General features: G+C 69.3%; 24 protein-coding genes. 14 read left to right on the top strand and 10 right to left on the bottom strand.

Annotated features, from left to right (window positions below):
• Positions 1 to 40 precede the first annotated feature (40 nt).
• From QU603_RS11985 to QU603_RS12000, 4 genes are all read left to right on the top strand, one after another.
• Entirely contained in the window at positions 41 to 1,135 is a 1,095-nt protein-coding gene (locus QU603_RS11985; protein WP_308491613.1) for a 3-deoxy-7-phosphoheptulonate synthase, read from the top strand.
• Positions 1,136 to 1,258: 123 nt separating this feature from the next.
• Positions 1,259 to 2,875: an HAD family acid phosphatase gene (locus QU603_RS11990; protein ID WP_308491614.1), complete on the top strand. Its 1,617-nt coding sequence runs from the start codon at positions 1,259 to 1,261 to the stop codon at positions 2,873 to 2,875.
• A gap of 44 nt (positions 2,876 to 2,919) precedes the next feature.
• Positions 2,920 to 3,525, top strand: a complete 606-nt coding sequence (locus tag QU603_RS11995; RefSeq protein WP_308491615.1) for a helix-turn-helix transcriptional regulator — start codon at positions 2,920 to 2,922, stop codon at positions 3,523 to 3,525.
• Positions 3,526 to 3,550: 25 nt separating this feature from the next.
• Positions 3,551 to 4,102, top strand: a complete 552-nt coding sequence (locus QU603_RS12000) for a GNAT family N-acetyltransferase (RefSeq protein ID WP_308491616.1) — start codon at positions 3,551 to 3,553, stop codon at positions 4,100 to 4,102.
• On the opposite strand, the gene QU603_RS12005 is transcribed toward QU603_RS12000, so the two are convergent.
• The 3 genes from QU603_RS12005 to QU603_RS12015 are packed head-to-tail and all read right to left on the bottom strand — an operon-like array spanning position 4,092 to position 7,061.
• Positions 4,092 to 4,700, bottom strand: coding sequence for a GNAT family N-acetyltransferase (locus tag QU603_RS12005; protein ID WP_308491617.1), 609 nt, complete (start codon positions 4,698 to 4,700; stop codon positions 4,092 to 4,094). The genes QU603_RS12000 and QU603_RS12005 overlap by 11 nt on opposite strands.
• A 37-nt stretch (positions 4,701 to 4,737) precedes the next feature.
• Positions 4,738 to 5,835, bottom strand: coding sequence for a GTP 3',8-cyclase MoaA (gene moaA, locus QU603_RS12010; protein ID WP_308491618.1), 1,098 nt, complete (start codon positions 5,833 to 5,835; stop codon positions 4,738 to 4,740).
• Positions 5,832 to 7,061 carry an MFS transporter gene (locus tag QU603_RS12015; protein WP_308491619.1) on the bottom strand — a complete coding sequence of 410 codons (1,230 nt, stop codon included), beginning with the start codon at positions 7,059 to 7,061 and terminating at the stop codon, positions 5,832 to 5,834. The genes moaA and QU603_RS12015 overlap by 4 nt, the downstream gene beginning before the upstream one ends.
• A gap of 200 nt (positions 7,062 to 7,261) precedes the next feature.
• On the opposite strand from QU603_RS12015, the gene QU603_RS12020 reads away from it, so the two are divergent.
• The 4 genes from QU603_RS12020 to narI are packed head-to-tail and all read left to right on the top strand — an operon-like array spanning position 7,262 to position 14,125.
• The gene (locus QU603_RS12020) at positions 7,262 to 11,011 is read left to right on the top strand and encodes a nitrate reductase subunit alpha (protein ID WP_308491620.1); all 3,750 of its coding nucleotides are present in this window, start codon (positions 7,262 to 7,264) and stop codon (positions 11,009 to 11,011) included.
• Positions 11,008 to 12,648: a nitrate reductase subunit beta gene (narH, locus tag QU603_RS12025; protein ID WP_308491621.1), complete on the top strand. Its 1,641-nt coding sequence runs from the start codon at positions 11,008 to 11,010 to the stop codon at positions 12,646 to 12,648. The genes QU603_RS12020 and narH overlap by 4 nt, the downstream gene beginning before the upstream one ends.
• Positions 12,648 to 13,367, top strand: a complete 720-nt coding sequence (gene narJ / locus QU603_RS12030) for a nitrate reductase molybdenum cofactor assembly chaperone (protein WP_308491622.1) — start codon at positions 12,648 to 12,650, stop codon at positions 13,365 to 13,367. Before narH ends, narJ begins: the two co-directional genes overlap by 1 nt.
• The gene (gene narI, locus QU603_RS12035) at positions 13,364 to 14,125 is read left to right on the top strand and encodes a respiratory nitrate reductase subunit gamma (protein WP_308491623.1); all 762 of its coding nucleotides are present in this window, start codon (positions 13,364 to 13,366) and stop codon (positions 14,123 to 14,125) included. Before narJ ends, narI begins: the two co-directional genes overlap by 4 nt.
• Before the next feature lie 73 nt (positions 14,126 to 14,198).
• Here narI and QU603_RS12040 read toward each other — a convergent pair whose 3' ends face one another.
• From QU603_RS12040 to QU603_RS12070, 7 genes are all read right to left on the bottom strand, one after another.
• Complete coding sequence (locus QU603_RS12040) at positions 14,199 to 15,524, bottom strand: L-lactate MFS transporter (protein WP_308491624.1); 1,326 nt, start codon at positions 15,522 to 15,524, stop codon at positions 14,199 to 14,201.
• 103 nt (positions 15,525 to 15,627) lie between these two features.
• A complete protein-coding gene (locus QU603_RS12045) occupies positions 15,628 to 17,982 on the bottom strand; it encodes an FdhF/YdeP family oxidoreductase (RefSeq protein WP_308491625.1) in 2,355 nt (784 codons plus the stop codon).
• Positions 17,983 to 18,111: 129 nt separating this feature from the next.
• Entirely contained in the window at positions 18,112 to 19,044 is a 933-nt protein-coding gene (gene fdhD, locus QU603_RS12050; RefSeq protein WP_308491626.1) for a formate dehydrogenase accessory sulfurtransferase FdhD, read from the bottom strand.
• A gap of 64 nt (positions 19,045 to 19,108) precedes the next feature.
• On the bottom strand, positions 19,109 to 20,005 hold the full coding sequence (locus QU603_RS12055) for an ABC transporter ATP-binding protein (protein WP_308491627.1): 897 nt from the start codon (positions 20,003 to 20,005) through the stop codon (positions 19,109 to 19,111).
• On the bottom strand, positions 20,002 to 20,775 hold the full coding sequence (locus QU603_RS12060) for an ABC transporter permease (protein WP_308494011.1): 774 nt from the start codon (positions 20,773 to 20,775) through the stop codon (positions 20,002 to 20,004). The genes QU603_RS12055 and QU603_RS12060 overlap by 4 nt, the downstream gene beginning before the upstream one ends.
• Positions 20,776 to 20,807: 32 nt before the next feature.
• Positions 20,808 to 21,587: a molybdate ABC transporter substrate-binding protein gene (gene modA, locus QU603_RS12065; protein WP_308491628.1), complete on the bottom strand. Its 780-nt coding sequence runs from the start codon at positions 21,585 to 21,587 to the stop codon at positions 20,808 to 20,810.
• A 22-nt stretch (positions 21,588 to 21,609) separates the two neighbouring features.
• Positions 21,610 to 22,005, bottom strand: coding sequence for a TOBE domain-containing protein (locus QU603_RS12070; RefSeq protein WP_308491629.1), 396 nt, complete (start codon positions 22,003 to 22,005; stop codon positions 21,610 to 21,612).
• Between the two features lie 133 nt (positions 22,006 to 22,138).
• Between QU603_RS12070 and QU603_RS12075 the strand changes: the two genes are divergently transcribed.
• From QU603_RS12075 to QU603_RS12100, 6 genes are read left to right on the top strand one after another with little or no spacing between them, the layout of a single operon-like run.
• Positions 22,139 to 23,284 (top strand): ThiF family adenylyltransferase, encoded by a 1,146-nt coding sequence (locus QU603_RS12075; protein ID WP_308491630.1) that lies wholly within the window; start codon positions 22,139 to 22,141, stop codon positions 23,282 to 23,284.
• On the top strand, positions 23,281 to 24,477 hold the full coding sequence (locus tag QU603_RS12080) for a molybdopterin molybdotransferase MoeA (RefSeq protein ID WP_308491631.1): 1,197 nt from the start codon (positions 23,281 to 23,283) through the stop codon (positions 24,475 to 24,477). Before QU603_RS12075 ends, QU603_RS12080 begins: the two co-directional genes overlap by 4 nt.
• Positions 24,474 to 24,959 (top strand): cyclic pyranopterin monophosphate synthase MoaC, encoded by a 486-nt coding sequence (gene moaC / locus QU603_RS12085; protein ID WP_308491632.1) that lies wholly within the window; start codon positions 24,474 to 24,476, stop codon positions 24,957 to 24,959. Before QU603_RS12080 ends, moaC begins: the two co-directional genes overlap by 4 nt.
• On the top strand, positions 24,956 to 25,693 hold the full coding sequence (gene mobA / locus QU603_RS12090; protein ID WP_308491633.1) for a molybdenum cofactor guanylyltransferase: 738 nt from the start codon (positions 24,956 to 24,958) through the stop codon (positions 25,691 to 25,693). The genes moaC and mobA overlap by 4 nt, the downstream gene beginning before the upstream one ends.
• Positions 25,690 to 25,977: a DUF6457 domain-containing protein gene (locus QU603_RS12095; protein ID WP_308491634.1), complete on the top strand. Its 288-nt coding sequence runs from the start codon at positions 25,690 to 25,692 to the stop codon at positions 25,975 to 25,977. The genes mobA and QU603_RS12095 overlap by 4 nt, the downstream gene beginning before the upstream one ends.
• Complete coding sequence (locus QU603_RS12100; RefSeq protein WP_308491635.1) at positions 25,974 to 26,207, top strand: MoaD/ThiS family protein; 234 nt, start codon at positions 25,974 to 25,976, stop codon at positions 26,205 to 26,207. Before QU603_RS12095 ends, QU603_RS12100 begins: the two co-directional genes overlap by 4 nt.
• The last annotated feature ends 12 nt before the right edge of the window (positions 26,208 to 26,219 follow it).

Below are 26,219 nucleotides of genomic sequence, written 5' to 3' on the forward strand. Positions count from 1 at the left end.
CGGGCTCTGCACAGGGTCCGCCCCGACCGAGGCAGGACCCATGCACACCACCCTCACCGCGACAGCGACCACAAGCGATCTGCACGTCGCCCACTTCACCGAGATGCCCTCGCCCGCCCGCATCCGCGACGAACTGCCCACCGGAGCCGAACGGCGCCGCCTCGTGCACCGCACGCGCGACGAGGTGCGCGCGGTGCTCGCCGGCGACGACCCCCGACTGCTCGTGGTCGTCGGACCGTGCTCGATCCACGACCCGGACGCCGGCCTCGACTACGCCGCTCACCTCGCGCGCGCCGCCCACGCGCACCGCGACGAATTGCTCATCGTGATGCGCACCTACTTCGAGAAGCCGCGCACCACGGTGGGCTGGAAGGGCCTCATCAACGATCCGCGCCTGGACGGCAGCCACGACATCGCCGCGGGCCTGCGCCTGGCGCGCGCCTTCCTGCGCGACGTGACCGCGCTCGGCCTGCCGTGTGCAACCGAGTTCCTCGAGCCGATCAGTCCGCAGTACATCGCCGACCTCATCAGCTTCGGCGCGATCGGCGCCCGCACGACCGAGAGCCAGATCCACCGGCAGCTGGCCAGTGGGCTGTCCATGCCGATCGGCTTCAAGAACGGCACCGACGGCGGCCTGCAGGTCGCGCTGGATGCGGCGGCCGCGGCATCCGTCCCGCAGTCCTTCCTCGGCATCGACGCAGACGGACGCGCGAGCCTGGTCGCCACGACCGGCAACCCCGATACGACGGTGATCCTGCGCGGGGGTGCAGACGGCCCCAACTTCGACGCCGCCCACGTGTCGCACGCGGCGCAGCGGCTGGCGGCATCCGGCCGCACACCCCGGCTCGTCGTCGACGCCAGCCACGCCAACAGCGGCAAGAACCACGTGCGCCAGGCCGAGGTCGCACGCGAGGTGGCCGCCCAACTCGTCGGCGGCGCGGGGCAGATCGCCGGCATCATGCTCGAGAGCAATCTCGTCGCAGGCGCCCAGAAGCTCGACGTCGCCCACGGTCCTGCGGGTCTGAGGTACGGGCAGAGCGTCACCGATGCCTGCATGGGATGGGAGGCCACGGCCGACGTGCTCGCAACGCTCGCTGCCGCCGTGCGCTCGAGTGGCGGTGCGGCGCGCAGCTGAACACACGGCAAGAGGAGAGAAAACTCATCGAGCGGACCCAGAGGGCTCTTTCGCTGGACACCGCACGGGTCTATCGTGGCGGACGGCTGTGACCCAGTCGTCCCGAACGAAAGCGAGTCGAAGATGATCCGTGCACGGCGCGTGGCCGCAGCATCCCTCACCGCAGTTCTGGCAGTGGCTCTGTCGGTCGCCGGCGCGACCGCGGCTCAGGCCCATTCCGTGGGCGGCAGTCCGGGCGACCTCAGCCCGCGCACGCACTTCACGATGGCCGCTGACGGCTCGAGCGGACTGACCCAGGGCGGCGAAGGCATCCCGAACATCGACATCGTGAAGAAGACCATCGCGACGTACTACGGCGACCCCGGCACGGGTCTGGCCGACATGACCTCCTCGCCCTACATCTCCGAGATGACGAAGATCACCTCGCGGGTCAAGGCGAAGCTGGCCTCGTACTACAAGGCGTCGGCGCGCACCGGAAAGACACCGGCGATCGTGGTCGACACCGACGACACGATGCTCATGACCTACGACATGGAAGTCGGCGACATGCACTTCGTGTTCACCCCACAGGAGCAGGACGTGTGGGTGAAGGGCAAGAAGTTCCCCGCGACTCCCGGCATGGTCGACCTGGTCGACACCGCCCGCCGGATCGGCTTCGACGTGATCGGCATCACCGGCCGCAGCGCCGACCAGAAGCCCGCCTCGATCGAGAACGTCACCGACGTCGGCTACCACGGCTTCACCGCCGCCAACTACTACACGAAGTGGGCGGATGGTCAGCAGCCGTCGTACATCACGTGCGCGACGGCGAAGTGCACGACGGTCGAGTTCAAGGCGCTCACCCGCAAGCACCTCGAGAACGACCTCGGGTATGACATCGCCGTCAACATCGGCGACCAGTGGTCAGACCTGCAGGGCGGCTTCGCCGACCACGACGTCAAGCTCCCCAACCCCACCTACTACCTGCCCTCGCCCGACCTGCCCGGCGTGAGCGAACCGCGCCTGGCCCCGCACACGCAGTTCCAGCTGAAGGCGGACGGCTCGAGCGGACTGACGCAGGGCGGCGAAGGCATCCCGAACATCGACGTGGTCAAGAAGACCATCGCCACGTACTACGGCGACCCCGGCACCGGCCTTGCCAGCACCGACGGCTCGCCCTACATGAGCGAGATGACCGCGCTGCTGAACCGGCGGGTGCCCGCCATCGCGGCCGAGTGCCGCACTCTGGCCGCCAAGGGCGAGAAGCCGGCGATCGTGCTCGACGCCGACGACACCACGCTGTGGACGTACGACATGGAGGTCGCCGACATGCACTTCGTGTTCAACCCGACCACGCAGAACGACGACTGGGTGCAGCCCGAGCGGTTCCCGGCGACCCCGGGCATGGTCGCGGCCACGAACACGATTCGGGATGCCGGGTGCACGATGATCGGGCTCACCGGACGCGGCGCCGACCAGAAGCAGGCGACGCTGGGCAACCTCGCGAAGTACTACACCGGCTTCACGTCCGAGAACTACTACACGAAGTGGGCCGCGGGCCAGCAACCGTCGTACATCACGTGCGCGACGGTGAAGTGCACGACGATCGAGTACAAGTCGCAGACCCGCGCGTACATCGAGACCCCCGCCGGCGGCGGCTACACGATCGTGGCGAACGTCGGCGACCAGTTCAGCGACCTGATCGGCACCCGCGCCGACCACACGGTGAAGCTGCCCAACCCGACGTACTACCTGCCGTAGGGCTCATGGACCGAGCACGCCCCCCGGCCCGACATAATGGACACATGGCCACGGGCTATAGCGCGATTTCGAGCTACTCGCGGGTGCAGATCCTCCATCTGCTGCTGACCAGACCAGGTCGCACGATCAGCGAGCTGAGCGAGGCGACCGGACTGCACGCGAACACGGTCCGCGAGCATCTGCAGCGACTGATCGAATCGGGGTACGTGGTGCCCGAGACCGAGCACCGTGCCACGCGGGGTCGCCCGCGCATGCTCTACAGCGCGGCATCCGGAGAGGGTGCGTCCTCAAGCCCGGTCGCGCAGCAGAAGGTGCGGGATGCTGCGGCCCGCGGAGACCTGATGCGCAAGGTCATGCCCTGGACCGGGTCGCAGCTGTCCGACGCCGCCCAGCACCAGCTCGACGCGCTGGTGGAAGATCTGCAGGATGCCGGATTCGATCCGGCCGTCGACGAAGCGGAGCTGACGGTCGACCTCACGCCGTGCAGCCACGCGCAGGCGCAGGCCGCGCACCGTGACGTGCTGTGCGCGGTGCACGTGGGTCTCATGCAGGGAGTGCTGGCAGAGGCCGGCGGCCCGCTTGCCGTCGAGGGACTGCTGCCCACGTGCGATCCGGCGCAGTGCCACGTGCAGCTGACGCTGTCGGCGTGATCGTCCTCTCGGGTACCGTCGAGGCATGACGGTGACGGTGCGGCGTGCGACCGCGGACGACGGTCGCGTGATCGCCGAGATCCGTGTGGCATCGTGGCGCGCGGCATACGACGGCTTGATTCCGCCCGTGCTGCTGGAGCGGCTGGACGTCGACCGCGAAGCGCAGCTGCGCACGACGCATTGGGACCAGCGTCACGCAGATCCACGCGTGTCGGATTTCGTCGCCCACGTGGACGGCGACGCGGTCGGCTGGGCGGCGGTCGGCCCGTGCCGCGACGACGACGGACCGCACCGCGGGGAGCTGTACGCGCTGTACGCGCTGCCCACCCACTGGTCGGCGGGCGTCGGACACGCGCTGATGGCCGCCGCCGAGCAGGCGCTGCGACGGGCCCGCTTCGCGCAGGCATCGCTGTGGGTGCTCGATGGCAACGCCCGCGCGGCGGAGTTCTACGAGCGGCACGGCTGGCGTGAAGACGGCTTCGTGAAAGACGACCGGCGGATCGTCGGCTCGACGGGCGCTGCTCCCCTGCGCGAGCGGCGGCGAGTGCGCGATCTGGCCGAGATCGTCAGCCGCTGACCAGGCGCAGGCCGAACGAGCGCCCGCCGTCGTCGGAGGCCAGAGGGTCGAATCCCACACGCGGGTAGAACGCGGCGGCGCCGTGGTTGTCGGCGGACGCGGTGAGCTGGATGCCGGTGACCCCGCGCCCGCGCAGGTGTTCGACGAGCGTTCCGATCAGTCGCCGGCCCCAGCCCTGTCCTTGCAGTTCGGGCAGCAGATCGATGTGCAGGTGCGCGGAGTACCCCTGAGCCTGCAGCCGATCGGGCGCGCTGCCGCGGGCGGCGGCGTAGCCGAGCAGGTCGGCGTCGCGCGCGGGGGTGGTCGCCGACAACGGCCAGCGGCTCGCATACGGCGGCCACCACCGGGTGCGGAACCATTGGCCGAACGCATCGGTGTCCACGGTTGCGACGATGTACCCGACGACACGACCGTCGTCGGCCTCGACCACGAACGCGGTGTCGGGGTCGTGCGCGACGTAGGGCCACACGAAGATCGCCGGCCAGATCGCATCGTCGGCGAGCAGGCCGCTCGCATCATCGCCGGCGTCGGCGGTGCGCACGCAGATCTCACCGAGGGCAGGCTCGTCTCCGGGACGGAATGGGCGGACGAAGCTCATCGTGCGAGCCTATCGAGGCGGCGCCGGATGCGCCGGCTCAGCCGCCGATGTACGACATCTCGATGCGCTCGCGCGGACCTGCCTGCGACGCGGTGGCCTGCGAGCGCAGCTCGGAATAGTGATCGTCGCGCACGGCCCACAGCCCCGCCAGTGCATCGCGCACGACGGCATCCTGGCCGCCGTCATCGGCGTGGGAGCGCAGGAGGGTGCGCAGATCGTGCCCGCGCGAGGCGAACAGGCACGTGAACAGCTTGCCGTCGGCGGAGATGCGCGCGCGCGTGCACGAGCCGCAGAACGGCGAGGTCACGCTCGAGATGGCGCCGATCTCGCCGGCCCCGTCGAGATACCTCCACCGCGTCGCGGTCTCACCCGGGTAGGCCGGGGGCACCGGCTCGAGCGGATAGACCGCCGAGATCTGCTCAACCACTTCGGCAGAGGGGACGACCTCGGCGAGATTCCATCCGTTCGTGGTACCGACATCCATGAACTCGATGAAGCGCACCGTCACACCCGTCCCGCGGAAGTGCTCGGCGATCGGAATGATGTCGTGGTCGTTCAGGCCGCGCTTGAGCACGGTGTTGACCTTGACGGGGAAGCCGACCTCGCGCGCGACACGGATGCCCTCCAGCACCCGGTCGACGGGGAAGTCCACGTCGTTCATCGCGCGGAACGTGGCGTCATCGAAGGAATCCAGCGAGACGGTGACCCGGTTCAGGCCCGCCTCGCGCAGCGCCGCCGCCTTGTGCGCGAGCGCCGAGCCGTTGGTGGTCACCGCGATGTCCAACGGTGAGCCGTCGGGGGTGGGCAGGGCAGCCAGCATGCGCACGAGGTCTTCGAGGTCCCGGCGCAGCAGCGGTTCACCGCCGGTGAGGCGCAGCTTGCGCACCCCCAGGGAGATGCCGGCCCGCGCCACCCGCGCGATCTCTTCGAATGAGAGCAGCAGGTTTTTGGGCAGGAACGCATAGTCGCGGCCGAAGATCTCTTTCGGCATGCAGTACACGCATCGGAAGTTGCATCGATCGGTCACCGAGATTCGCAGATCGTGCAGTGCGCGTCCGCGCGTATCACGAATCGTGGGAAGAAGTTCCGCCGCCATACCCCCCACGGTAGCCAACGTGCGGGGTCGTGGGGTCATTTCCGGGCGCGAGCATCGCGCAACATGCCCGCCACCACCAGGGCGACGGCCCCCACGATCACCAGCAGCCACAGTCCGAGCCAATACGAGTTGGTCTCGGTGTGGTACGTGAGACCCATCACCAGCGGCGGGAAATAGCCGCCGAGGCCTCCCGCCGCCGCCACCACGCCGGTGACCGCCCCGACCTTGTCGGGGGGCGTGGACGGGCCGACCCACGCGAACACCCCGCCCATTCCCAGACCCATCGCGGCGGCCATGAACAGGAACACGGCACCGGTGACGATCCCCTCGGGCGGCTGCTGCCCGACGATGTAGGCCGTCGCGACGATGCCTGCGAGCGAGACCAGCGAGACCAGCTTCGGTCCGAGCTTGTCGGCGAGCACACCACCGATGGGGCGGGCGATGACCGCGGCCACGGCGAACATGGCAGTGCGTGTGCCCGCACCCACCGGGTCGACCTCGCTCGGATAGATCGTCATCAGATACTTCGGAAGATAGGTCGAGAACGCCACGAACCCGCCGAACACGATCGCATACAAGAACGCCATCTGCCACGTGACCGGGAGCTTGAGCGCTCCGAGCACCTTCGGGATGAGCGGCTGACGGCTGGGCGTCCACACCGGCGAATCGCGCATGACCACCCAGACCAGCACCGCCATGGCCACCATCAGGACCGCCACCAGCAGGTGTGTCGGCCAGTAGCCGATCCAGCGCAGCAGGCGGGGGGTGAAGAATGCGGCCACGGCGGTGCCGATCATGCCCATACCGAACACGCCGTTGGCGAAGCCGCGGCGGGCGGGGGCGAACCAGGCGCTGGCGAACGGGATGCCGGCGGCGAAGATGGTGCCCGGGATGCCGAGCAGGAACGCCGCCACCAGCAGCAGCGGGTAGCTGTGGATGGACCCGGCCAGCGCGACCAGCAGCAGCGGCGGCACCCCCGCCAGCAGCACGAAGGCGAACACCTTGCGCCCACCCAGGCGGTCGGTCAGCGCCCCGACGACGATGCGGCCGAGCGCCCCGACCAGCACGGGCATGGCCAGCAGAAGCGAGACCTCACCCTGGTTCAGCCCCATCTGCTGGCTGTACAGATTCTGCAGCGGTGCGATGATCATCCACGCCCAGAAGCCCACTGTCGAGGCGAGTGTGGCCAGGACCACCTGTCCGAAACCGCCGTTGAGCTGGGCTGTGTTCGCGGTGGTCTGCGTGGATACCTGCGTGGGGGCCATGGCGACTCCTGTCGTATTGCGCCCACAGTAGCCACGCGCCCGTGCCTTGTCATCGACCCGCACCGTTTTTATTCGGATGCCGCTGCCTGTCGCTTTCGACGCCGGGGGGAATTACCACGGGAATAAACACGGCCGCAGTGCTGGCATCCCCCGCGCAGGCGTCCCATACTGAGGGGTATCCGTGAGGTGGAGGAGAAGGTATGACCCCCGACATCCGCACGGCGACACCCGCCACCGACGGGCCGCTCGCCGACACACTGCTGGAGCTGAGCAAGTTCATCCGGCCGGGCGAGGTCTCGTCCGACCTGCGCACCCTGTTCCTCGAGGGCGGGCGCGACGGCGACGTGTTCTACCGCGATCGCTGGTCGCACGACAAGGTGGTGCGCTCCACGCACGGCGTGAACTGCACGGGATCGTGCTCGTGGAAGGTGTACGTCAAAGACGGCATCATCACGTGGGAGACCCAGCAGACCGACTACCCGTCGGTAGGCCCCGACTCCCCCGAGTACGAGCCGCGAGGCTGTCCCCGCGGCGCCGCGTTCAGCTGGTACACCTACTCGCCCACGCGTGTGCGCTATCCGTATATCCGCGACACGCTCCTGCAGCTCTACCGCCAGGCCAAGCAGCAGTTCCCCGACCCGGTCGAGGCATGGACGGCCATCGCCGAGAACCCCGAGGCATCCGAGGCCTACAAGAGCTCGCGCGGCAAGGGCGGGCTCGTGCGCGCCACCTGGGACGAGGCGATGGAGATCACCGCCGCCGCGCACGTGTACACGGTGAAGAAGTACGGGCCCGACCGCGTGGCCGGCTTCTCGCCCATCCCGGCGATGTCGATGATCTCGCACGGGTCGGGGTCGCGGTTCATGAACCTGCTGGGCGGGACGATGCTCTCGTTCTACGACTGGTACGCCGACCTGCCGGTGGCCAGCCCCCAGGTCTTCGGCGATCAGACCGACGTGCCCGAGTCTGCCGACTGGTGGAACGCCGGCTACCTCATCATGTGGGGTTCGAACGTGCCGGTCACCCGCACACCCGACGCGCATTTCATGACCGAAGCCCGCTACCGCGGCCAGAAGGTCATCGTGGTCTCGCCCGACTACACCGACAACACCAAGTTCGCCGACGAGTGGGCCTCGCCGCACCCGGGCACCGACGCTGCCCTGGCGATCGCGATGGGCCACGTCATCCTCACCGAGCACTTCGTGCACAAGCGCACCGCGCGCTTCGAGGATTACATGCGCCGCTACACCGATTCGCCCTACCTGGTCACCCTCGAACGCAACGGCGACCGGCTCGTGCCGGGCAAGTTCGTCACCGCCTCCGACCTCGACCTCCCCGCGCAGACTCCCACAGTGCACGGGGAGTTCAAACCGGTCGTCCTGGACGCCGACGGGAGTGTCGTGGTGCCCAACGGGTCGCTCGGGCACCGCTTCTCACCCGAAGACGAAGGCAGGTGGAACCTCGACCTCGGAGACGTCGTTCCTCCGCTGTCGATCGCCGACCTCGCCGACTGGGACGGCGCGAGCGCCGAGATCATGCTCCCGCGCTTCGACGTCGCCCCCGAAGCGGGCCACGAGCACGCCGGCGGTGCGGGAGCAGTCGCCCGCGGGGTGCCCGTGCGGGAAGTCGCCGGCCGCACCGTGACCACCGTGTTCGACCTGATGCTCGCTCGCTACGGCGTCGGCCGCGCAGGTCTGCCCGGTGAATGGCCCACCGGCTACGAGGATGCCTCGACGCCGGGCACACCCGCATGGCAGGAGGAGATCACCTCGGTCCCGGCCGAGCAGGCCACGCGCCTCGGCCGCGAGTTCGCCGACAACGCCGACCGCAGCGGCGGACGATCGATGATCCTGATGGGTGCCGGCACGAACCACTGGTTCCACTCCGACACGATCTACCGCACCTTCCTGGCGCTGACGATGATGACCGGCTGCCAGGGGGTGAACGGCGGTGGCTGGGCGCACTACGTCGGGCAGGAGAAGGTGCGCCCGCTGACCGGATACAACCAGTACGCCGGCGCCGCCGACTGGGTGCGCCCGCCCCGGCAGGCCATCGGCACGGCGTTCTGGTACCTGGCCACCGACCAGTGGCGCTACGACGGGCTGCCGGCCAACCAGCTGTCCTCGGCGCTGTCACGCGGCACGTTCGACGGGCGCACCACCGCTGACTGCCTGGTCGAATCCGTCAAGCGCGGATGGATGCCGAGCTACCCGACCTTCTCGCGCAACCCGCTGGACCTGTGCGACGAAGCAGAGGCACTGGGCAAGGAGCCCGCGCAGCACATCGTCGACAGTCTCAACGACGGCTCGCTGCACTACGCGTGCGAAGACCCCGACGCTCCCGAGAACTTCCCGCGCGTGATCACGATGTGGCGCGCGAACGTGCTCGGCTCATCGGGCAAGGGCAACGAGTACTTCCTCAAGCATCTACTGGGCACTGATTCCTCGATCCGCGTGGGCGAGGCCGGCGAGGGGTCGCGGCCCCGCGACATCCGCTGGCGCGAGGATGCCCCGATCGGCAAGCTCGATCTGCTGGTCACGAGCGATTTCCGCATGACCTCGACGACGCTGTTCAGCGACATCGTGCTGCCCACGGCCACGTGGTACGAGAAGTACGATCTGTCTTCGACCGACATGCATCCCTTCGTGCATTCCTTCACCCCGGCGATCGACCCGCCGTGGCAGACACGCACGGACTTCGAGACGTTCAAGGTGCTCGCCGAGCGCTTCAGCGAGATGGCCCGCACGCACCTGGGTGTGCGGCGCGACATCGTGGCCGCCCCGCTGCAGCACGACACGCCCGACGCCCTGGCCACCCCTCACGGCGCGGTGAAGGACCTGCCGCTCAAGCCCGGAGTGACGATGCCCAAGCTCATCGTCGTCGAGCGCGACTATCCGGCTCTGGCCGAGCAGTGGAAGTCGCTCGGCCCGCTGACCGAGAAGCTCGGCATGACCACGAAGGGCATCACCTACCGACCCGACCGCGAGATCGAGACCCTCAAACAGCTCAACGGGGTCGTGGAGGCCGGGCCGACGGCCGGACGCGTGCGTCTGGACTCCGACAAGCGCGCATGCGAGATGGTGCTGGCGTTCTCGGGAACCACGAACGGGCGCCTGGCCGTGCAGGGCTTCCAGCAGCTCGAGGTCAAGACCGGGCAGAAGATGGCGTTCCTGGCCGAGGAGCACGCGGGCTCGCACATCACGTTCAGCGACGTGCAGATCCAGCCGCGCAGCGTCATCACCTCTCCGGAGTGGTCGGGGTCCGAGCACGGCGGGCGGCGCTACACCGCCTTCGCCGTCAACGTCGAGCAGCTCAAGCCGTGGCACACCCTCACCGGGCGGCAGCACTTCTTCCTCGACCACGACTGGATGGAAGAGCTCGGCGAGAACATGCCCGTCTACCGACCGCCGCTGGACATGCATCGGCTGTTCGGCGACGCAAAGATCGGCACCGTGGACCGCATCGCCGGCCCGGGCGCCGACGGTCAGACCGAGGTGTCGGTGCGCTACCTGACCCCGCACTCGAAGTGGTCGATCCACTCCGAATACCAAGACAACCTGTTCATGCTGTCGCTGAGCCGCGGCGGCCCCACGATCTGGATGAGCATCGAAGACGCCGGCAAGATCGGCGTGCGCGACAACGAGTGGATCGAGGCGTACAACCGCAACGGCGTCGTGGTGGCCCGAGCGATCGTGTCGCACCGCATGCCGGAGGGAACCGTGTACATGTACCACGCGAAGGATCGCACGGTCGATGTGCCGCTGACCGAGACCAGCGGCAAACGCGGCGGCATCCACAACTCACTGACCCGCATCCTGCTCAAGCCCAGCCACCTCATCGGCGGCTACGCGCAGCTGGCGTGGGCGTTCAATTATCTCGGCCCCACCGGCAACCAGCGCGATGAGGTCACCACGATCCGCCGGCGCAGCCAGGAGGTGCAGTACCGATGAAGGTCATGGCGCAGATGTCGATGGTGATGAACCTCGACAAGTGCATCGGATGTCACACCTGTTCGGTCACGTGCAAGCAGGCGTGGACGAACCGCACCGGCGTGGAGTACGTGTGGTTCAACAACGTCGAGACCCGCCCGGGCGTCGGCTACCCGCGCATGTACGAGGATCAGGAGAAGTGGGGCGGCGGCTGGGTGCGCACCAAGCGCGGACGCCTCAAGCTGCGCAGCGGCGGCCGGCTGAACAAGCTCGCGCACATCTTCTCGAACCCGAACCTGCCCGAGATCCACGACTACTACGAACCGTGGACGTACGACTACGACATGCTGCTGAACTCGCCGGCGGGCTCGCATACGCCGGTCGCCCGGCCCAAGAGCCTGCTGACCGGCAAAGACATGAAGATCTCATGGTCAGCCAACTGGGACGACGATCTCGGCGGCTCGGCCGAGACGATGCAGGACGATCCGATCCTGCGCAAGATGAGCGAGCAGGTGCACGCCGACTTCGAGCAGGCGTTCATGTTCTATCTGCCGCGCATCTGCGAGCACTGCCTCAACCCGTCGTGCGTGGCATCCTGCCCCTCCGGTGCGATGTACAAGCGCGCCGAAGACGGCATCGTGCTGGTCGACCAGGACAAGTGCCGCGGCTGGCGCATGTGCGTCTCGGGCTGCCCTTATAAGAAGGTGTACTTCAACCACAAGACGGGCAAGGCCGAGAAGTGCACGCTGTGCTACCCGCGCATCGAGGTGGGCCTGCCCACCGTGTGCTCGGAGACCTGCGTGGGGCGCCTGCGCTACCTGGGCCTGGTGCTCTACGACGTGGACCGGGTGGCCGAGGCCGCGAGCGTCGAGGACGAGCACGAACTGCTGGACGCGCAGCGCAGCGTCATCCTCGACCCGTTCGATCCCGAGGTGATCGAGGCCGCCCGCCGCGACGGCATCCCCGAAGACTGGATCGAAGCGGCGCAGAACAGCCCGATCCACAAGCTCATCTCGCAGTACAAGGTGGCCCTGCCGCTGCACCCCGAGTACCGCACGATGCCGATGGTCTGGTACATCCCCCCGCTGTCGCCGGTGGTGGATGTCATCACCTCGTCGGGCAGCGACGGCGAGGACGCACGCACCCTGTTCGCCGCGATCGACAAGCTGAGAATCCCGATCTCGTATCTGGCCGAGCTGTTCACCGCCGGCGACGTGGCGCCCGTCGACTCGTCGCTGCGCAAGCTGGCCGCGATGCGCTCGTACATGCGCGGCATCAACATCGACGGCGAGCGCGACGAGTCGATCGCCGCCTCGGTGGGGATGACCGGAACCGAGATCGAACAGATGTACCGCCTGCTGGCGATCGCGAAGTACAACGACCGCTACGTCATCCCCGCCGCCCACGCCGAGCAGGCCCGTGAGCTCGAAGAGCTCGCCTGCTCGCTGGATTACGATGGCGGCCCGGGTATGGGCGGTGCCGGCCCGTTCGGCTCGTCCAGCGGACACTCCGTGCCGGTCGCGGTGGAGAACTTCCACTCGCTGTCGGCCCGGCAGACCGCCGACCGGCCGACGACCCCCGGACGGGTGAACCTGCTCAACTGGGACGGCAACGGCCAGCCCGAGGGTCTGTTCCCCCCCAAGGACAAGGACTCCTGATGGCCTTCGCCACCCGATCACGCGCGCGCGCCACACCGCGGCGCAAGCTGCCGCCGCAGCTGGACGCGCTGACCCTGAGCCGCCAGCAGCGACAGCGCGTGCACATGGCCGCGGCGGTGCTGCTGGACTATCCCGACGATGCGTGGTTCGCCAAGCTTGCGACGGTGCGAACTCTGATCGCGCCGCTGCCGGAGAAGCTGCGCGCGCCGTTGGAGCAGTTCATGGATGCCGCGATCCGGGCCGGTGCGGGCGACTGGGAGCGGCTGTATGTCACGACGTTCGATCTGAAGCGCAAGTGCAGCCTGTATCTGACGTATTTCGCGACCGGCGACACGCGCAAGCGCGGCACGGCGCTGGTGACGATCCTGGAGGCATACCGTGCGGCCGGGTGGGAGTTCGACGCCGCCGAGCTGCCCGACTATCTGCCGGCGGTGCTGGAGTTCTCGGCCATGAGCGAATCCGAGATCGCCGGGGCCCTGCTGTCGAGCCACCGCGAAGGCATCGAGGTGCTGCGGGCGGCGCTGGAGGGCATGGACAGCCCGTGGGCGGACGTGACCCGTGCGGTCACGCTGTCGCTGCCCCCGATCGACGAGGCCACGCGTGAGCGCTACCTCGACCTGATCAGTGAAGGGCCGCCCACCGAGACGGTGGGGCTGAGCTTCCTCGGCAATCTGCCCCCGTACTCGCCACACGCACCGAATGCGAGGGAGGACCGATGAACACCCTGTCCATGCTCCTGTGGGTCGCCTTGCCGTACGCGGGCATCGCGGTGTTCGTCGTCGGGCACATCTGGCGGTACCGCTACGACAAGTTCGGCTGGACGACCAGGTCCAGTCAGACGTACGAGAACCGCCTGCTGCGCTGGGGATCGCCGATGTTCCACTTCGGCATCCTGTGCGTCCTGGTCGGGCACGCCGTGGGTCTGCTCGTCCCCCGCGAGTGGCTCTATGCGATCGGCATCGACGAGCACATGTACCACATCGGTGCGACGGTGCTGGGCACCGCCGCGGCCATCCTGACGCTGGCCGGCCTTGCGATCCTGATCTATCGACGCCGCACCGTGGGCCCGGTGTTCCTGGCGACCACGCCGATGGACAAGGTCATGTACGTCTTCCTCGGGCTCACGCTCGTGTTCGGCACGCTGGCCACCTTCATCTACCAGCTGTTCGGCCCCGGATACGAGTACCGTGCGACGATCGGACCCTGGGTGCGCAGCATCCTGCTCCTGCAGCCGCGGCCCGACCTCATGACCGGGGCTCCGCTGATGTTCCAGCTGCACGCGCTGACGGCCACGCTGCTGTTCATCCTGTGGCCCTTCACGCGGCTCGTGCACGTGTTCTCGGCGCCGGTGCAGTACCTTTTCCGCCCGTACATCGTGTACCGCTCGCGCGACGAGCACCGCAGCGGCGCCCGCGCCACCCGCCGTGGTTGGGACCCGGTCTCGGCCCCCGACCCACAGCGGCTGCGCCGCCCGTAGCCGGCAGCGCACAAGAGAGGCGGCATCCGGCCAGTCCGGGTGCCGCCTCTCCGTGTTGCTGTGTTGCTGTGGGCTATTCGGTTTCGCCCACGACGTCCGGCAGAGCCTCGACGACCGGCGAAGCCGCTTTCTCGGGCCTGGGCATCCGGGTGATCGCCGGAATGATCAGCGACACCAGTGCGATGATGCCGATCACGGTGTAGCCGAGCGTGTAGTTCTTCACCTCGCCGTCGCCGATGAGGGCAGCGATGATCGGCGGGCCGATGATGCCACCCAGGCTCCAGCCGATGATCATCAGGCCGTAGATGGCGCCGGCGTGCTTGACTCCGAAGAAGTCACCGGCCGTGGCAGGCATGGTGCCGAAGCCGCCGCCGTAGCAGAGGTAGACCACCGCCGCCAGCACGAAGAACAGCACGGCGTTCGTGGCGTGCGGGATCAGCAGCAGGCAGATGCCCTGCAGGCCGAGCATGAGCGCGAACGCCCACATGCGGCCGGTGAACCCCGAAATCCACGCCCAGAAGATCCGGCCGCCGCCGTTGAACAGCGCCAGCACACCGACCAGGGCCGCAGCCCCGGCCACCGTGTAGCCGGCGATGTCCTTCGCGCTGGCCGCCGCCTGCGCGATCAGGGCGATGCCCACCGTCACGTTCAGCGTCAGGATCGCCGTCAGCAGGTACCACTGCGGTGTGCGCAGCGCCTCCTTCTCGGTGAACTGCTTGTACGCGTCATGCGTGCGACCGCCCACCGCCGGCGTCCAGCCCGGCACCGTGTAGCCGGCCGGAGGGTTGCGGAAGAACGCCGCGCCGACGATGGCCAGCACCAGGTATCCGATGCCCAACGGCAGGAATGCCCGGTTCGGCTCGGTCGGCGTCATCGCGATCAGCCACTGCGCCACGGGAGCGGTGACCACCGCGCCGAAGCCGAAGCCTGCCACGGCGAGACCGGTGATCAGGCCACGCTTGTCGGGGAACCACTTCTGCAGCATCGCGATCGGCACGATGTAGGCATATCCCAGGCCGAAGCCGCTGATCACGCCATATCCGAGCACGAGCAGCCACAGCTGGCTGGAGTCATGCGAGACCGCGAACGATGCGAGTATGCAGCCGAGGCCGTAGATGATGCCGCCGGTCAGGGCCACGGGGCGGGGTCCGGTGCGGTCCTGCACCTTGCCGCCGATGTAGCTGCCGATGAAGATCATGCCGATCGTCACGGTGAACGTCAGCGACGCCTCCGAGGTGGTGAGGTTCATCGCGCCCGGATCCGCCAGCGCCTTGCCGAAGACGCTCCACGCGTACACGGCGCCGATCGCGAACTGCAGCAGCAGGGCGGCGATGACGATCCACCATCGGCCTGCGGTCGGTTTTCGGGTCGTACCACCTGCTGTTGTGGCTGAAGACATCATTGTCCATCCTCTCTGTGTCGCACGATCGTCGTGCGGGCGCGCGGACAAGGCGCACGAGGTGGTCCCGTGCGCTGTCCGCGGCCGTCTCAGGGCCGCATCGTCAGCGGCCCGCTGTCGCCAGTGTCCCGGGTGCTCCCGCCGCATCCGCGCCGCCGGCGGTCGCCGCCGGCTCCAGCCTGATGACGACCCCCTTCGATGCCGGGGTGTTGCTGCCCAGCGCCGTCAGACCCAGCGGTACGAGCGGGTTGCCTTCGGGGAAGTACGTCGCCGCACAACCTCGCGAGGTCGGGAAGGCCACGACCTTGAAGCCGTGCACCGCGCGATCCACCCCGTCGGTGTATTCGCTGTGCACGTCGACGATCGCGCCGTCGGCGAAACCGAGGTCCGCGAGGTCGTCAGGGTGCACGAAGATCACACGACGACTCTTCTTGATGCCGCGGTAGCGGTCGTCGAGACTGTAGATCGTCGTGTTGAACTGGTCGTGCGCGCGCATCGACTGCAGCAGCAAACGTCCCGGAGGGCAGTCGAGGTACTCGAGGTCGTTGACCGTGATCATCGCCTTGCCCGTCGCCGTCGGGAACGTGCGCGAGTCGCGCGGCCCGTGCGGCAGGATGAACCCGTTGTCGGCGTGCAGTCGCTTGTTGAAGTCGTCGAATCCGGGGATGACGTGCTCGATGTGGTCGCGCACGACGTCGTAGTCCCGCTCGAACGATGCCCAGTCGACCGGACCGTCATCGCCCAGCAGCGCACGCGCGATGCCGACCACGACCGACATCTCGCTGCGCAGCAGCGGCGAGATCGGCTTGACCTTGCCGCGCGTCGAGTGGATCGCGCAGACCGAGTCCTCGACCGACAGCATCTGCGGGCCGGCGGCCTGCATGTCGATCTCCGTGCGCCCGAGCACGGGCAGGATGAGCGCCTCGTCTCCGACGGTCAGGTGATTGCGGTTGAGCTTGGTCGAGATCTGCACATTCAGGCCGACCTTGCGGAACCCCTCCTCGGCGGCGTGCGTGTCGGAGACGGCCGACACGAGGTTGCCGCCCATCGAGATCCACACCTTGGTCTTGCCGGCCAGCATCGCCTCGACCGACTGGACGACGTCGTAGCCGTGCGCGCGGGGAACGGTGGTGCCGAACTCCTTGTCGAGCGCGGCGAGGAACTTCTCCGGCATCTGCTCCCAGATGCCCATCGTGCGGTCGCCCTGCACGTTGCTGTGCCCGCGGATCGGCGAGGCTCCGGCACCGGGCTTGCCGATGTTGCCGCGCAGCAGCAGCAGGTTGATGACCTCCTTCAGGATGCGCACGGCATCCCGATGCTGGGTCAGCCCCATCGCCCACGTGATGATGACCTTGTCGGCGCGCAGATACCGTTCGGCCAGCTCGTCGATCTGAGCCTGCGTCAGCCCGGTGGCGCGCAGCACCATCTCGTGGTCGAGATCCTTGACGTGCTCGCGGAACTCGTCCAGGCCCGAGCAGTGCTCGTCGAGGAAGGCATGGTCCAGCACGGTGCCGGGCCGCGCGTCCTCGGCCTGGAACACCTTCTGCGAGATGGCCTTCATCAGCCATCCGTCGCCACCGGCGCGGATCTGCAGATACTGGTCGGCCAGGCCCGTGCCCTTGCCGAGGATGCCGCGCACGGTCTGCGGGTTCTTGTACCGGACCAGGCCCGCCTCCATCAGCGGGTTGACCGCGACGATCTCCGCGCCGGCCTGCTTGGCCTCTTCGAGGGCGGTCAGCATGCGCGGATGGTTCGTGCCGGGGTTCTGACCCATGATGATGATCAGATCGGCCTTCTCGAAGTCCTTGTACGCGATCGTGTTCTTGCCGATGCCGATCACCTCGCCCAAGGCCTTGCCTGTGGACTCGTGGCACATGTTCGAGCAGTCGGGCAGGTTGTTGGTGCCGAACGTCCGCGCCAGCAGCTGGTAGGCGAAGGCGGTCTCGTTGGCCGTGCGTCCGCTGGTGTAGAAGGTCGCCTCGTTCGGCGAGTCCATGGCCTTCAACCGCTCGGCGATCAGCGCGAACGCGGCATCCCACGTGATGGGCTCGTAGTTGTCGCTGCCCTTCGGCTTGTAGACGGGCTCGATGAGCCGGCCCTGCATGCCCAGCCAGTACTCCGACTTGCCTTCAAGACTCGTGATCGAGTTCTCGGCCCAGAACGAGGTCGGGATCGTGACGGGCGTCGCCTCCCAGGTGACGGCCTTCGCACCGTTCTCGCAGAACTCGAAGGTCTTGCGCTCCTCGGGATCGGCCCACGCACAGCTCATGCAGTCGAAGCCGTCTTTTTGATTCATGTCGGTCACGAGCGTGAGCGCGCGGCTCAGACCCATGTCCTTGATGGCCGGGACCATCGAATGCAACACGCCCGGGACACCTGCAGCCCAATGCTTGGGCTCGCCGACCTCCATGGCCGTGGCATCCTCGTCGATGTCTTGAACCGGCGCCTTACCCGTCATCGTGAAGCACGCTCCTTTGCTCGCTCACTCGGAGGACGACGCCGTCGAGCAGCCGACGTTGCCCTCATCCCTAGGCTTATCAGCGAACGCACAGGCTTGCAAGGTCGACGCGCAGAAACGCGTGCGCATTCACACGGGTTCGAGGACATCCGTCCGAATCCGATCCGGTCGGGAGTAGACGTTCATCGACGCACCCCGCACAAATCCCACCAGCGTGAGCCCCGTCTTCTCCGCCATCTCCACGGCCAGCGACGACGGCGCCGACACGGCCGACAGCATCGGAATCCCGGCCATCACCGCCTTCTGCACCAGCTCGAAGCTCGCCCGCCCCGACACCTGCAGCACGATGCCGGTCAGGGGCAGACGGCCGTTGAGCACCGCCCAGCCCACGACCTTGTCGACCGCATTGTGCCGGCCCACGTCTTCACGCACGACCAGCAGTTCACCCGTTGCCGCGTCGCACAGCGCCGCAGCATGCAGGCCGCCGGTCTTCTCGAACACCTCCTGCCGGTCGCGCAGTGCGCCCGGCAGCGCGGCCAGCAACGACGGCTCGACCTGCAGCGGATCACCCGACACGTCGAACGCCGATGTCGTGGCCACCTGCTCGATGGATGCCGCACCGCACACGCCGCAGGCGCTGGTCGTGTACGAGTGCCGCGCCCGCGCGGGGTCGGGCAGCGGTGTTCCCGGCGCCAGCGTGACATCAAGCACGTTGTAGGTGTTGCCGCCGTCGGCAGCCGACGCGCCGAGCGCGTAGATGCCCAGCGGAACGCCGCCGGTCCCGGTCTCGCGGATCGTTCCGCCGGTGCCGGGACCGCCGCAGTGGATCGCCGAGGCGAACTGATCGCTGCCGGTGATGACGCCCTCAGAGACCAGGAATCCAGCGGCGAGCTCCACGTCGTGTCCGGGGGTGCGCATCGTGACCGTGAGCGGCGCACCGCCGACCCGGATCTCCAGCGGCTCTTCAGCCGCGAGTGTGTCGAAGCGTCGGACGAACTCGACGTCCTGACCGTCGGCCGCAGTGATGCGCACGACTTTCTGGCGGGTGGTGATCCTGCCCACTTCGACCTCCCGATTCGCAACGTTGCCTCTCTACGCTACTCGCGTTGCGGGGTGGAGGGGCCGGTCACACGCCCGGCGAGCGCACCGCGATCACGGCCCCGACGATCGGATCCGCCTCCGCGGGCAGACGCAGCACGAGTTCGTCGCCGTCGGCGGTCAGCACGCGGGCGATGACCCCGTCGCCGTCGGTGCGGGCGTCCACGATGCGCGCCTCCCACCCGCTGCGCACCGGTTCGGGCCGGGCTCCGGCCAGCACGCGCACGAAGGCCGTGGCCGGGGCATCCCACACCTCGCGCGGCCGCCCCTGTTGGGTGATGCGACCGTCTTCGATCACCACGAGGCGGTCGGCGAGGGATGCCGCATCCCCCGCATCGTGCGTCGCCACCAGCGTCGTCGTCCCGGTCTGCGCCAGCTGGTCGTTCAGCACGGCGCGGATTCCGGCCGCCGTCTCCGGATCCAGCGAGGTCAGCGGCTCATCCAGCAGCAACAGCAGCGGGGAGGTGGCCAGGGCCCGCGCCAGCGCCACCCGCTGCTGCTGTCCGCCCGACAGCTGCGCCGGGCGCCTGTCCCCGGCTCCTGCCAGTCCGACGCGCTCCAGCCAGGCGTCGGCGTCCATCCGCGCCTGACGCCGGTGCACTCTGCGCGCGCGGGGGCCGAAAGCCACGTTCTCACGGGCCGACAGATGCGGGAACAGACGCGGCTCCTGCCCCAGCAGCACGACTCCCCGCCGATGGGGCGGCACCGCGTGGCCGGCCGCGGCATCCAGCGTTCTGCCGTTCAGACCCACGTGGCCCTCCGTCAGCGGCGCGAAGCCGGCGATCGCGGCGAACAGCGTGGACTTGCCCGCCCCCGACGGTCCCATCACGGCCACGACGTCGCCGCGGGCCACCTGCAGCTGCACGTCGAGCAGGTAGCCGCCACGCGCCACGCGGACGGCGACATCGAGCCCTGTCGAGGTCATCGCACGCCCTCCGCCGTCGGCGGCGCACCGGCCGGCCGCCACGCGCGCACCAGCAGCAGCACCGCCACGGCCGTCACCAGCAGCAGCAGCGACAGGGCCACTGCGGCGCCCTGGGTCACGCCCGCGCCGTTGAAGGCCGTGTAGATTGCCAGCGGCATCGTCTGGGTGACCCCCGGCGCGTTGCCGGCGAACAGCGCCGTCGCGCCGAACTCTCCGATCGCACGGGCGAAGCACAGGATGACCCCCGAGAGCAGGCCGGGCCCCGCCAGGGGCAGGGTGACCCGCCACAGCGTCGTCCAGCGACCGGCGCCCAGGCCCGCCGCCGCCTGCTCATAGCCGACGCCCGATGTGCGCAGGGCACCCTCGAGGGCCAGAACCAGGAACGGCAATGCGACGAAGGTCTGCGCCAGCACCACCGCAGCCGTCGTGAACGGCACCTGCAGACCCGTGCCGCCCAACCACCCATTGCGTCCGAACAGGAACAGCAGTGCCAGCCCGCCCACCATGGGCGGGAGCACGAGCGGCACCGTCACGATCGCCCGCAGCACCGCCGCGGTGCGCGCCGAGGCCCGGGCGATGAACAGCGCGAGGGGGACGCCGAACACCAGGCACAGGGCCGTTGCCACAAGGCCCGTGATCAGCGAGAGGCGCAGAGCATCCACCGCCGCAGGGGAGGTGATCTCGTCCCACAGCGACGACCACTCGACGCGGCCGACCAGGGCCGCCAGCGGCAGCACGAGGAAGGCCACCCCGATCAACGCCGGCACCATCAGCACCGGCGGTGCGTACCCCGCGCGACGGCTCACGGCTTCTCGAAGCCGAACGAGGCGAGGATCGCCTGGCCCTGCGCGCCGGTGATGAACTCGACGAACGCGCGGGCCGCGGCGGTGTGCGGTGCATCCTTGAGCACGACGATCGGATAGGAGTTGACGACCTTGCCCGCCCCCTCGGGCACTATCGCCTCCACCTGGTCGGTCGTCTCGGCATCGGTCTTGTAGACCAGGCCGGCGTCTGCCTCGCCGGTGCGCACCTTGGTGAGCACGGCTGTCACGTTCTGCTCTTCGCTTGCGGCGGTCACCGTCACCCCGGCGTTGTGCAGCAGCGTCTGCGAGGCGGCGCCGCACGGCACGGCGGGCGCGCACAGCACGACCTTCAGCTTCGGGTTCGCGAGGCCGGCCAGCGTGGTGACTCCGGCCGGGTTGCCTCGCGGGACGGCGATCACCAGAGTGTTGCGGGCGAAGACCACCGGGTCTGCGGCCAGGCCGGCATCGGTCACCTGCGCCATGTTCTTCTGGTCGGCCGAGGCGAAGACGTCGACTCTCGCGCCGCCCAGGATCTGCGTGGCCAGAGTGCTCGACCCGTCGTAGCTCGCCGTGACGTGCACGCCGGGGTGCACGCTCTCGAACTCGCCGATGGCCTTGTCGAAGGAATCCTGCAGCGAGGCGGCGGCCGACACGGACACATCACCGCTGATGCTCGTCACGGCACCCGCCGGCGACCCTGCCGAAGCCGCCCCGGAGCATCCGGTCAGCACGAGGGCGAGGGATGCCGCGGCCGCCGTCAGCAGGCACAGTCGGCGCATGTGGGTCCTTTCGCCGGTGGCCTCAGCCGCGCGGAGTCTCGACGATGACGGTGGTGGACTTGACCACGGCGACCGCCAGCGACCCGACTTCCAGGCCCAGGTCGCGCACTGCTTCGGCCGACATGAGCGAGACCACGCGGTGCGGCCCGGCCTGGATGTCGACCTGGGCCATCACGCCGTCGGCGATGACGTTGGTGACCAGGCCTGTGAACCGATTGCGGGCGCTGGAGAGCACGTCGGTCGGATCGTGGTCGGCACCGGCGAGTTCGACCGCACGCCGCGCCAGGGCATCGCCCGGGATCTCGGCCGGACTGGCCTCGGTGACCGGCAGCGTGCCGTGATCGATCCAGCGTCGGACGGTGTCATCGCTGACCCCGAGCAACCGCGCAGCCTGTGCGATCTTGTAGCTTGCGGTCATGTGGTCAGACTATCACCGCATCTGCGGATGCACTTCGGTCATTCCCTCCGCATCCACGTCATGCCCGCGCACCGCGGCAGACCGAGCGGCCGCAGCCCGACCCGATCGCATCGGGCATGGCTACGCTGAAACCATGTCCCTACCTCCGCTGGTCGAACCGGTCGCCGCGCTCGGCGACGCCGAGAATCTGCGCACCGCCCGGCACCAACGATTGGCCGGCCTGGGCACCGAAGGCCAGCGCCGCATCGCCGCGGCGCGCGTGGCCGTGATCGGTGCCGGCGGGCTGGGCTCCCCCGCTGTGCTCGCCCTCGCCGCCGCCGGCATCGGCGACCTGGTGATCTTCGACGACGACGACGTCGACCTGTCGAACCTGCAGCGCCAGATCATGCACCGCCGGCAGGACGTGGGCGCGCCGAAGGTCGACAGCGCCGTGCGCGTGGCATCCGAGCTGTCGATGACCCGCGTGCACCCCAAGCGCGTGCGCCTGACCCCGCAGAACGCGGCCGACCTGCTCACCGGCGCCGACCTCGTGCTCGACGGCACCGACGCGTTCGACAGTCGTGAGATCGTGGCGGCGGCGTGCGAGAAGCTCGGCGTGCCGCTGGTGTGGGGCACCGTGCAGGAGTTCGCAGGCCAGGTCACCGTCTTCTGGTCCGAGCCGCCCGCGGGCCACGCGGCGGTGCGTCTGCACGATCTCTATCCGGCCGGCAGCGAAGCCCCCGCCTGCTCGGCGGTCGGAGTGCTCGGCCCACTGTGCATGCAGGTCGGAGCGCTCATGGCCTCCGAGGCGATCAAGCTGATCACGGGCATCGGGCGCCCGCTGCTCGGCCGCGTCGCGCTGCTGGACGCGCTGGCCGGCACCCAGCGTGAAGTGCCGCTGCGGGCCTCGCAGGCGACGGATGCCGCGCCTGACCGCGACGCGATCGCCGAGGTCGACGAACCCGGCGATGCGATCGTGCTCGACGTGCGCGAGGCAGACGAGGTGGCCCGCGACGCACTGCCGGGGATCGTGCACGTACCGCTGAAGATCGCGGTGACCGAAGCCGACGAGCTGGTGGACACGTTCGACGGCCGCCCGGTCGTGGTGGTGTGCCAGGTGGGCGCACGTGCCCGGGTGGCAGCGGCCGCCCTGCGCGAGGCCGGCGCCGAGGTCACCGTGCTGCGCGGCGGGATGGACGGATGGGCCCGGCGCCACTCTGCCGATCCCGGGGCCGACGCGCACGCGGCAGACGGGCGCAGCGCAGACACGCAGCGCCAGAGACAGGAGCAGCACGCATGATCACCGTCGAAGAGCACCTCGCGCAGATCCTCGCGGCAGTACGTCCCCTCGAGACGGCGAGGGTGCCGCTGGCCGACGCGCTCGGACGCGTGCTGAGCGAGAGCGTGCGCTCGGCGGTGGACCTGCCACTGTTCGACAACTCCGCCATGGACGGATTCGCCGTCCGCTTCGCCGATGTCCAGACGGCCGGCGCCGACGCGCCGGTCGCGCTGCGGGTCGTGGCCGATCTTCCCGCCGGCACCGCCGACGACCCGGCGCTGAAGCCCGGCGAGGCGGCGCGCATCATGACCGGGGCGCCGGTGCCCGCCGATGCCGACACGATCGTCCCCTTCGAAGACACCGCCGGCGGCCTTTCCGATTCGCTGACGGTCGCCGAGGTGCGCGTGGCGCCGCACGCGCGCGGTGCCCACATCCGCCCGCAGGCCGAGGAGCACCGCGTGGGCGATGTGATCCTCGAGGCGGGCGAGATGCTCGGCGCACGGCAGCTGGCCGCGGCGGCTGCGGCCGGCGTCTACGAGGTCACGGTGTCGCGGATGCCGCGGGTGGCCGTCGTCTCGACCGGTGACGAGCTGGCAGCCCCCGGCGAACCGCTGCGCCGTGGCCAGATCCCCGAGTCCAACAGCACGCTGCTGGAGGGGCTGTGCCGCGAGAACGGCGCCCAGGTGGTGCTGCGCTCGCGGGTCGACGACGCCGGCGATTCTCTGCGTCAGGTGCTGAAGGATGCCACGGCAATGGGTGCCGACGTCGTGATCACCTCGGGCGGGGTCAGCGCCGGCGCCTACGAAGTGGTCCGCAATGTGATGCCGATGTCGTTCGAGCAGGTGGCGATGCAGCCGGGCAAGCCGCAGGGCTTCGGCGACGGTACGCCGCTGCTGTTCGGCCTGCCGGGCAACCCGGTCAGCGTCGCGGTGTCGTTCGAGGTGTTCGTGCGCCCCGCGCTGCTGGCGATGCAGGGTGCGCGAGGGCAGGACCGGCTCGTGCTGCCGATGCGCGTGACCGAGGCGTGGCGCACGCCGGCGGGACGCCGACAGTACCGGCCCGTCGTCATCGACCGCGAGGGAGTGCGTCCGGCCTCCTCGGGCGGATCGCACCTGGCGGCGAGCCTCGGCCGCGCCCAGGCCTATGCCATCGTCCCCACCGACGTCGACAGCGTCGCAGTCGGCGATGTCGTGGATGTCATGCTGGTGCCATGAGTTTCACCCACTTGGATGCCGCGGGCCACGCCCGCATGGTCGACGTCACCGAGAAGCAGCCGACCGTGCGCTCGGCCACCGCGCGGGGATTCGTGCACTGCGCACCCGAGGTCGTCGCCGCCCTGCGCGACGGCACCGTCCCCAAGGGTGACGTGCTGGCCGTCGCGCGCGTGGCCGGCATCGCCGGTGCCAAGCGCACCGCCGAGCTGCTGCCGCTCGCGCACGTGATCGGCGTGCACGGGGCGACCGTCGATCTGCAGATCGTCGACGACGGCGTCGAGATCGAAGCCACCGTGCGCACCGCCGACCGCACCGGAGTGGAGATGGAGGCGCTGACCGCGGTCTCGGTCACCGCCCTCGCCGTGGTCGACATGGTCAAGGGCATGGACAAGAGCACGTTCTTCGGCCACATCCGCCTCATCGCCAAGACCGGCGGCAAGTCGGGCTCGTGGCACCGCGCGAACGAGCGCGACGCGCGATGAGTCGCGGCGGCGGCAGCTCGACGGCAGACATGACCCGCGGCACGCTCGCTGCGATCCTGCTCGCCGGCGGGCGGGCCTCGCGCATGGGCGGCGTCGACAAGCCCGGCCTGAGCATCGACGGCGTCAGCCTGCGCGACCGTGCGATCACGGCGGTGCGCGCCGTCGGCGCCGACCCGATCACTGTGGTCGGTCCCCCGCCGGCTCAGCCCGGCTCCGCCCAGCCCGGCTCCGCCCGGCCCGGCCCCGCCCAGGCCGCGCCTGCCCAGCCCGACTCCGCTCAGGCCGTGCGATGGCTGCGCGAGGATCCTCCGTTCACGGGCCCTGCCGCCGCAATCGTGGCGGCCCTCGCGACGTCGCAGAGCCACGGCGCCACCGACACTGACAGCGACACAGACTCCGACCCCGACCCCGAGTGGACGCTCGTCCTGGCATGCGACCTCCCCCGTGTCGACGTCGCCGTCCAGCAGCTCATGGCCGACATCCTGCTCCTGCCCTCCGACACCGACGGGGCATGCCTGGCAGACGCGTCCAGCCGCCCGCAATGGCTCACCGGGCTCTACCGCACCCGCGCGCTGCGGCGGGCCGCGGCATCCCTTCCCGACGCCGGCCGCGACCGGTCGATGCGTGCGCTGCTGGCCGACCTCGCCATCGCCGCCCTCCCCGACCGCGCCGGCGGAGCCGACGACATCGACACGTGGGAGGATTACGAGAGATTCACGAAGGAGACCCCATGAGCGAGCACCTGCCCCCCGAAGCCCTGGACCGCTGGGCAGACGCCCTGCGCGAGCACTTCGGTCTGAGCGAGCAGGATGTCCCGATCGGACTGATCCTGAATCTGGCCAAGGATGTCGCGAACGGCGTGGCACGTCCGGCCGCGCCGTTCAGCGCCTTCGTGGCGGGCCTGGTCGCCGGTCGCGCCGGCGGATCTCCCGAACAGGTGCGCGAGGCCGTGGCTGCGGTATCCCAGCTCGCTTCGACCTATGACGCGTCGGCGGCAGGTTCCGGGGAGTCGCAGTGACCCTCGTACGCCTGTTCGCAGCGGCCGAGGAGGCCGCCGGCGCCCCCGAGCTGCGCGTCGACGCCGCCGATCTGGCGGCGCTGCGGGCGACCCTGACCACCGATCACCCGGCGCTGGCGGCAATCCTGCCCCGCTGCTCGGTGCTGGTGGACGGTGCCCGCACCGACGACGACCAGCCGCTGACCGACGACGCTGTCGTCGACGTGCTGCCGCCCTTCGCAGGCGGCTGAACCACAGCACAG

The sequence above is a fragment of the Microbacterium terrisoli genome (assembly GCF_030866805.1).
Taxonomy (GTDB): Bacteria; Actinomycetota; Actinomycetes; order Actinomycetales; family Microbacteriaceae; genus Microbacterium; species Microbacterium terrisoli.

What these genes read in the sequence shown, in the direction of transcription:
- narI (WP_308491623.1), top strand. Translation starts at nt 13,364, where the DNA reads ATGAACACCCTGTCCATGCTCCTGTGGGTCGCCTTGCCGTACGCGGGC.
- narJ (WP_308491622.1), top strand. Translation starts at nt 12,648, where the DNA reads ATGGCCTTCGCCACCCGATCACGCGCGCGCGCCACACCGCGGCGCAAG.
- QU603_RS12080 (WP_308491631.1), top strand. Translation starts at nt 23,281, where the DNA reads ATGATCACCGTCGAAGAGCACCTCGCGCAGATCCTCGCGGCAGTACGT.
- QU603_RS12045 (WP_308491625.1), bottom strand. Translation starts at nt 17,982, where the DNA reads ATGACGGGTAAGGCGCCGGTTCAAGACATCGACGAGGATGCCACGGCC.
- QU603_RS12075 (WP_308491630.1), top strand. Translation starts at nt 22,139, where the DNA reads ATGTCCCTACCTCCGCTGGTCGAACCGGTCGCCGCGCTCGGCGACGCC.
- QU603_RS11990 (WP_308491614.1), top strand. Translation starts at nt 1,259, where the DNA reads ATGATCCGTGCACGGCGCGTGGCCGCAGCATCCCTCACCGCAGTTCTG.
- QU603_RS12005 (WP_308491617.1), bottom strand. Translation starts at nt 4,700, where the DNA reads ATGAGCTTCGTCCGCCCATTCCGTCCCGGAGACGAGCCTGCCCTCGGT.
- QU603_RS12060 (WP_308494011.1), bottom strand. Translation starts at nt 20,775, where the DNA reads ATGGTGCCGGCGTTGATCGGGGTGGCCTTCCTCGTGCTGCCGCTGGCG.
- modA (WP_308491628.1), bottom strand. Translation starts at nt 21,587, where the DNA reads ATGCGCCGACTGTGCCTGCTGACGGCGGCCGCGGCATCCCTCGCCCTC.
- QU603_RS12070 (WP_308491629.1), bottom strand. Translation starts at nt 22,005, where the DNA reads ATGACCGCAAGCTACAAGATCGCACAGGCTGCGCGGTTGCTCGGGGTC.
- QU603_RS11995 (WP_308491615.1), top strand. Translation starts at nt 2,920, where the DNA reads ATGGCCACGGGCTATAGCGCGATTTCGAGCTACTCGCGGGTGCAGATC.
- QU603_RS12095 (WP_308491634.1), top strand. Translation starts at nt 25,690, where the DNA reads ATGAGCGAGCACCTGCCCCCCGAAGCCCTGGACCGCTGGGCAGACGCC.
- narH (WP_308491621.1), top strand. Translation starts at nt 11,008, where the DNA reads ATGAAGGTCATGGCGCAGATGTCGATGGTGATGAACCTCGACAAGTGC.
- moaA (WP_308491618.1), bottom strand. Translation starts at nt 5,835, where the DNA reads ATGACCCCACGACCCCGCACGTTGGCTACCGTGGGGGGTATGGCGGCG.
- QU603_RS12020 (WP_308491620.1), top strand. Translation starts at nt 7,262, where the DNA reads ATGACCCCCGACATCCGCACGGCGACACCCGCCACCGACGGGCCGCTC.
- QU603_RS12000 (WP_308491616.1), top strand. Translation starts at nt 3,551, where the DNA reads ATGACGGTGACGGTGCGGCGTGCGACCGCGGACGACGGTCGCGTGATC.
- QU603_RS12015 (WP_308491619.1), bottom strand. Translation starts at nt 7,061, where the DNA reads ATGGCCCCCACGCAGGTATCCACGCAGACCACCGCGAACACAGCCCAG.
- mobA (WP_308491633.1), top strand. Translation starts at nt 24,956, where the DNA reads ATGAGTCGCGGCGGCGGCAGCTCGACGGCAGACATGACCCGCGGCACG.
- moaC (WP_308491632.1), top strand. Translation starts at nt 24,474, where the DNA reads ATGAGTTTCACCCACTTGGATGCCGCGGGCCACGCCCGCATGGTCGAC.
- QU603_RS12055 (WP_308491627.1), bottom strand. Translation starts at nt 20,005, where the DNA reads ATGACCTCGACAGGGCTCGATGTCGCCGTCCGCGTGGCGCGTGGCGGC.
- QU603_RS11985 (WP_308491613.1), top strand. Translation starts at nt 41, where the DNA reads ATGCACACCACCCTCACCGCGACAGCGACCACAAGCGATCTGCACGTC.
- QU603_RS12040 (WP_308491624.1), bottom strand. Translation starts at nt 15,524, where the DNA reads ATGTCTTCAGCCACAACAGCAGGTGGTACGACCCGAAAACCGACCGCA.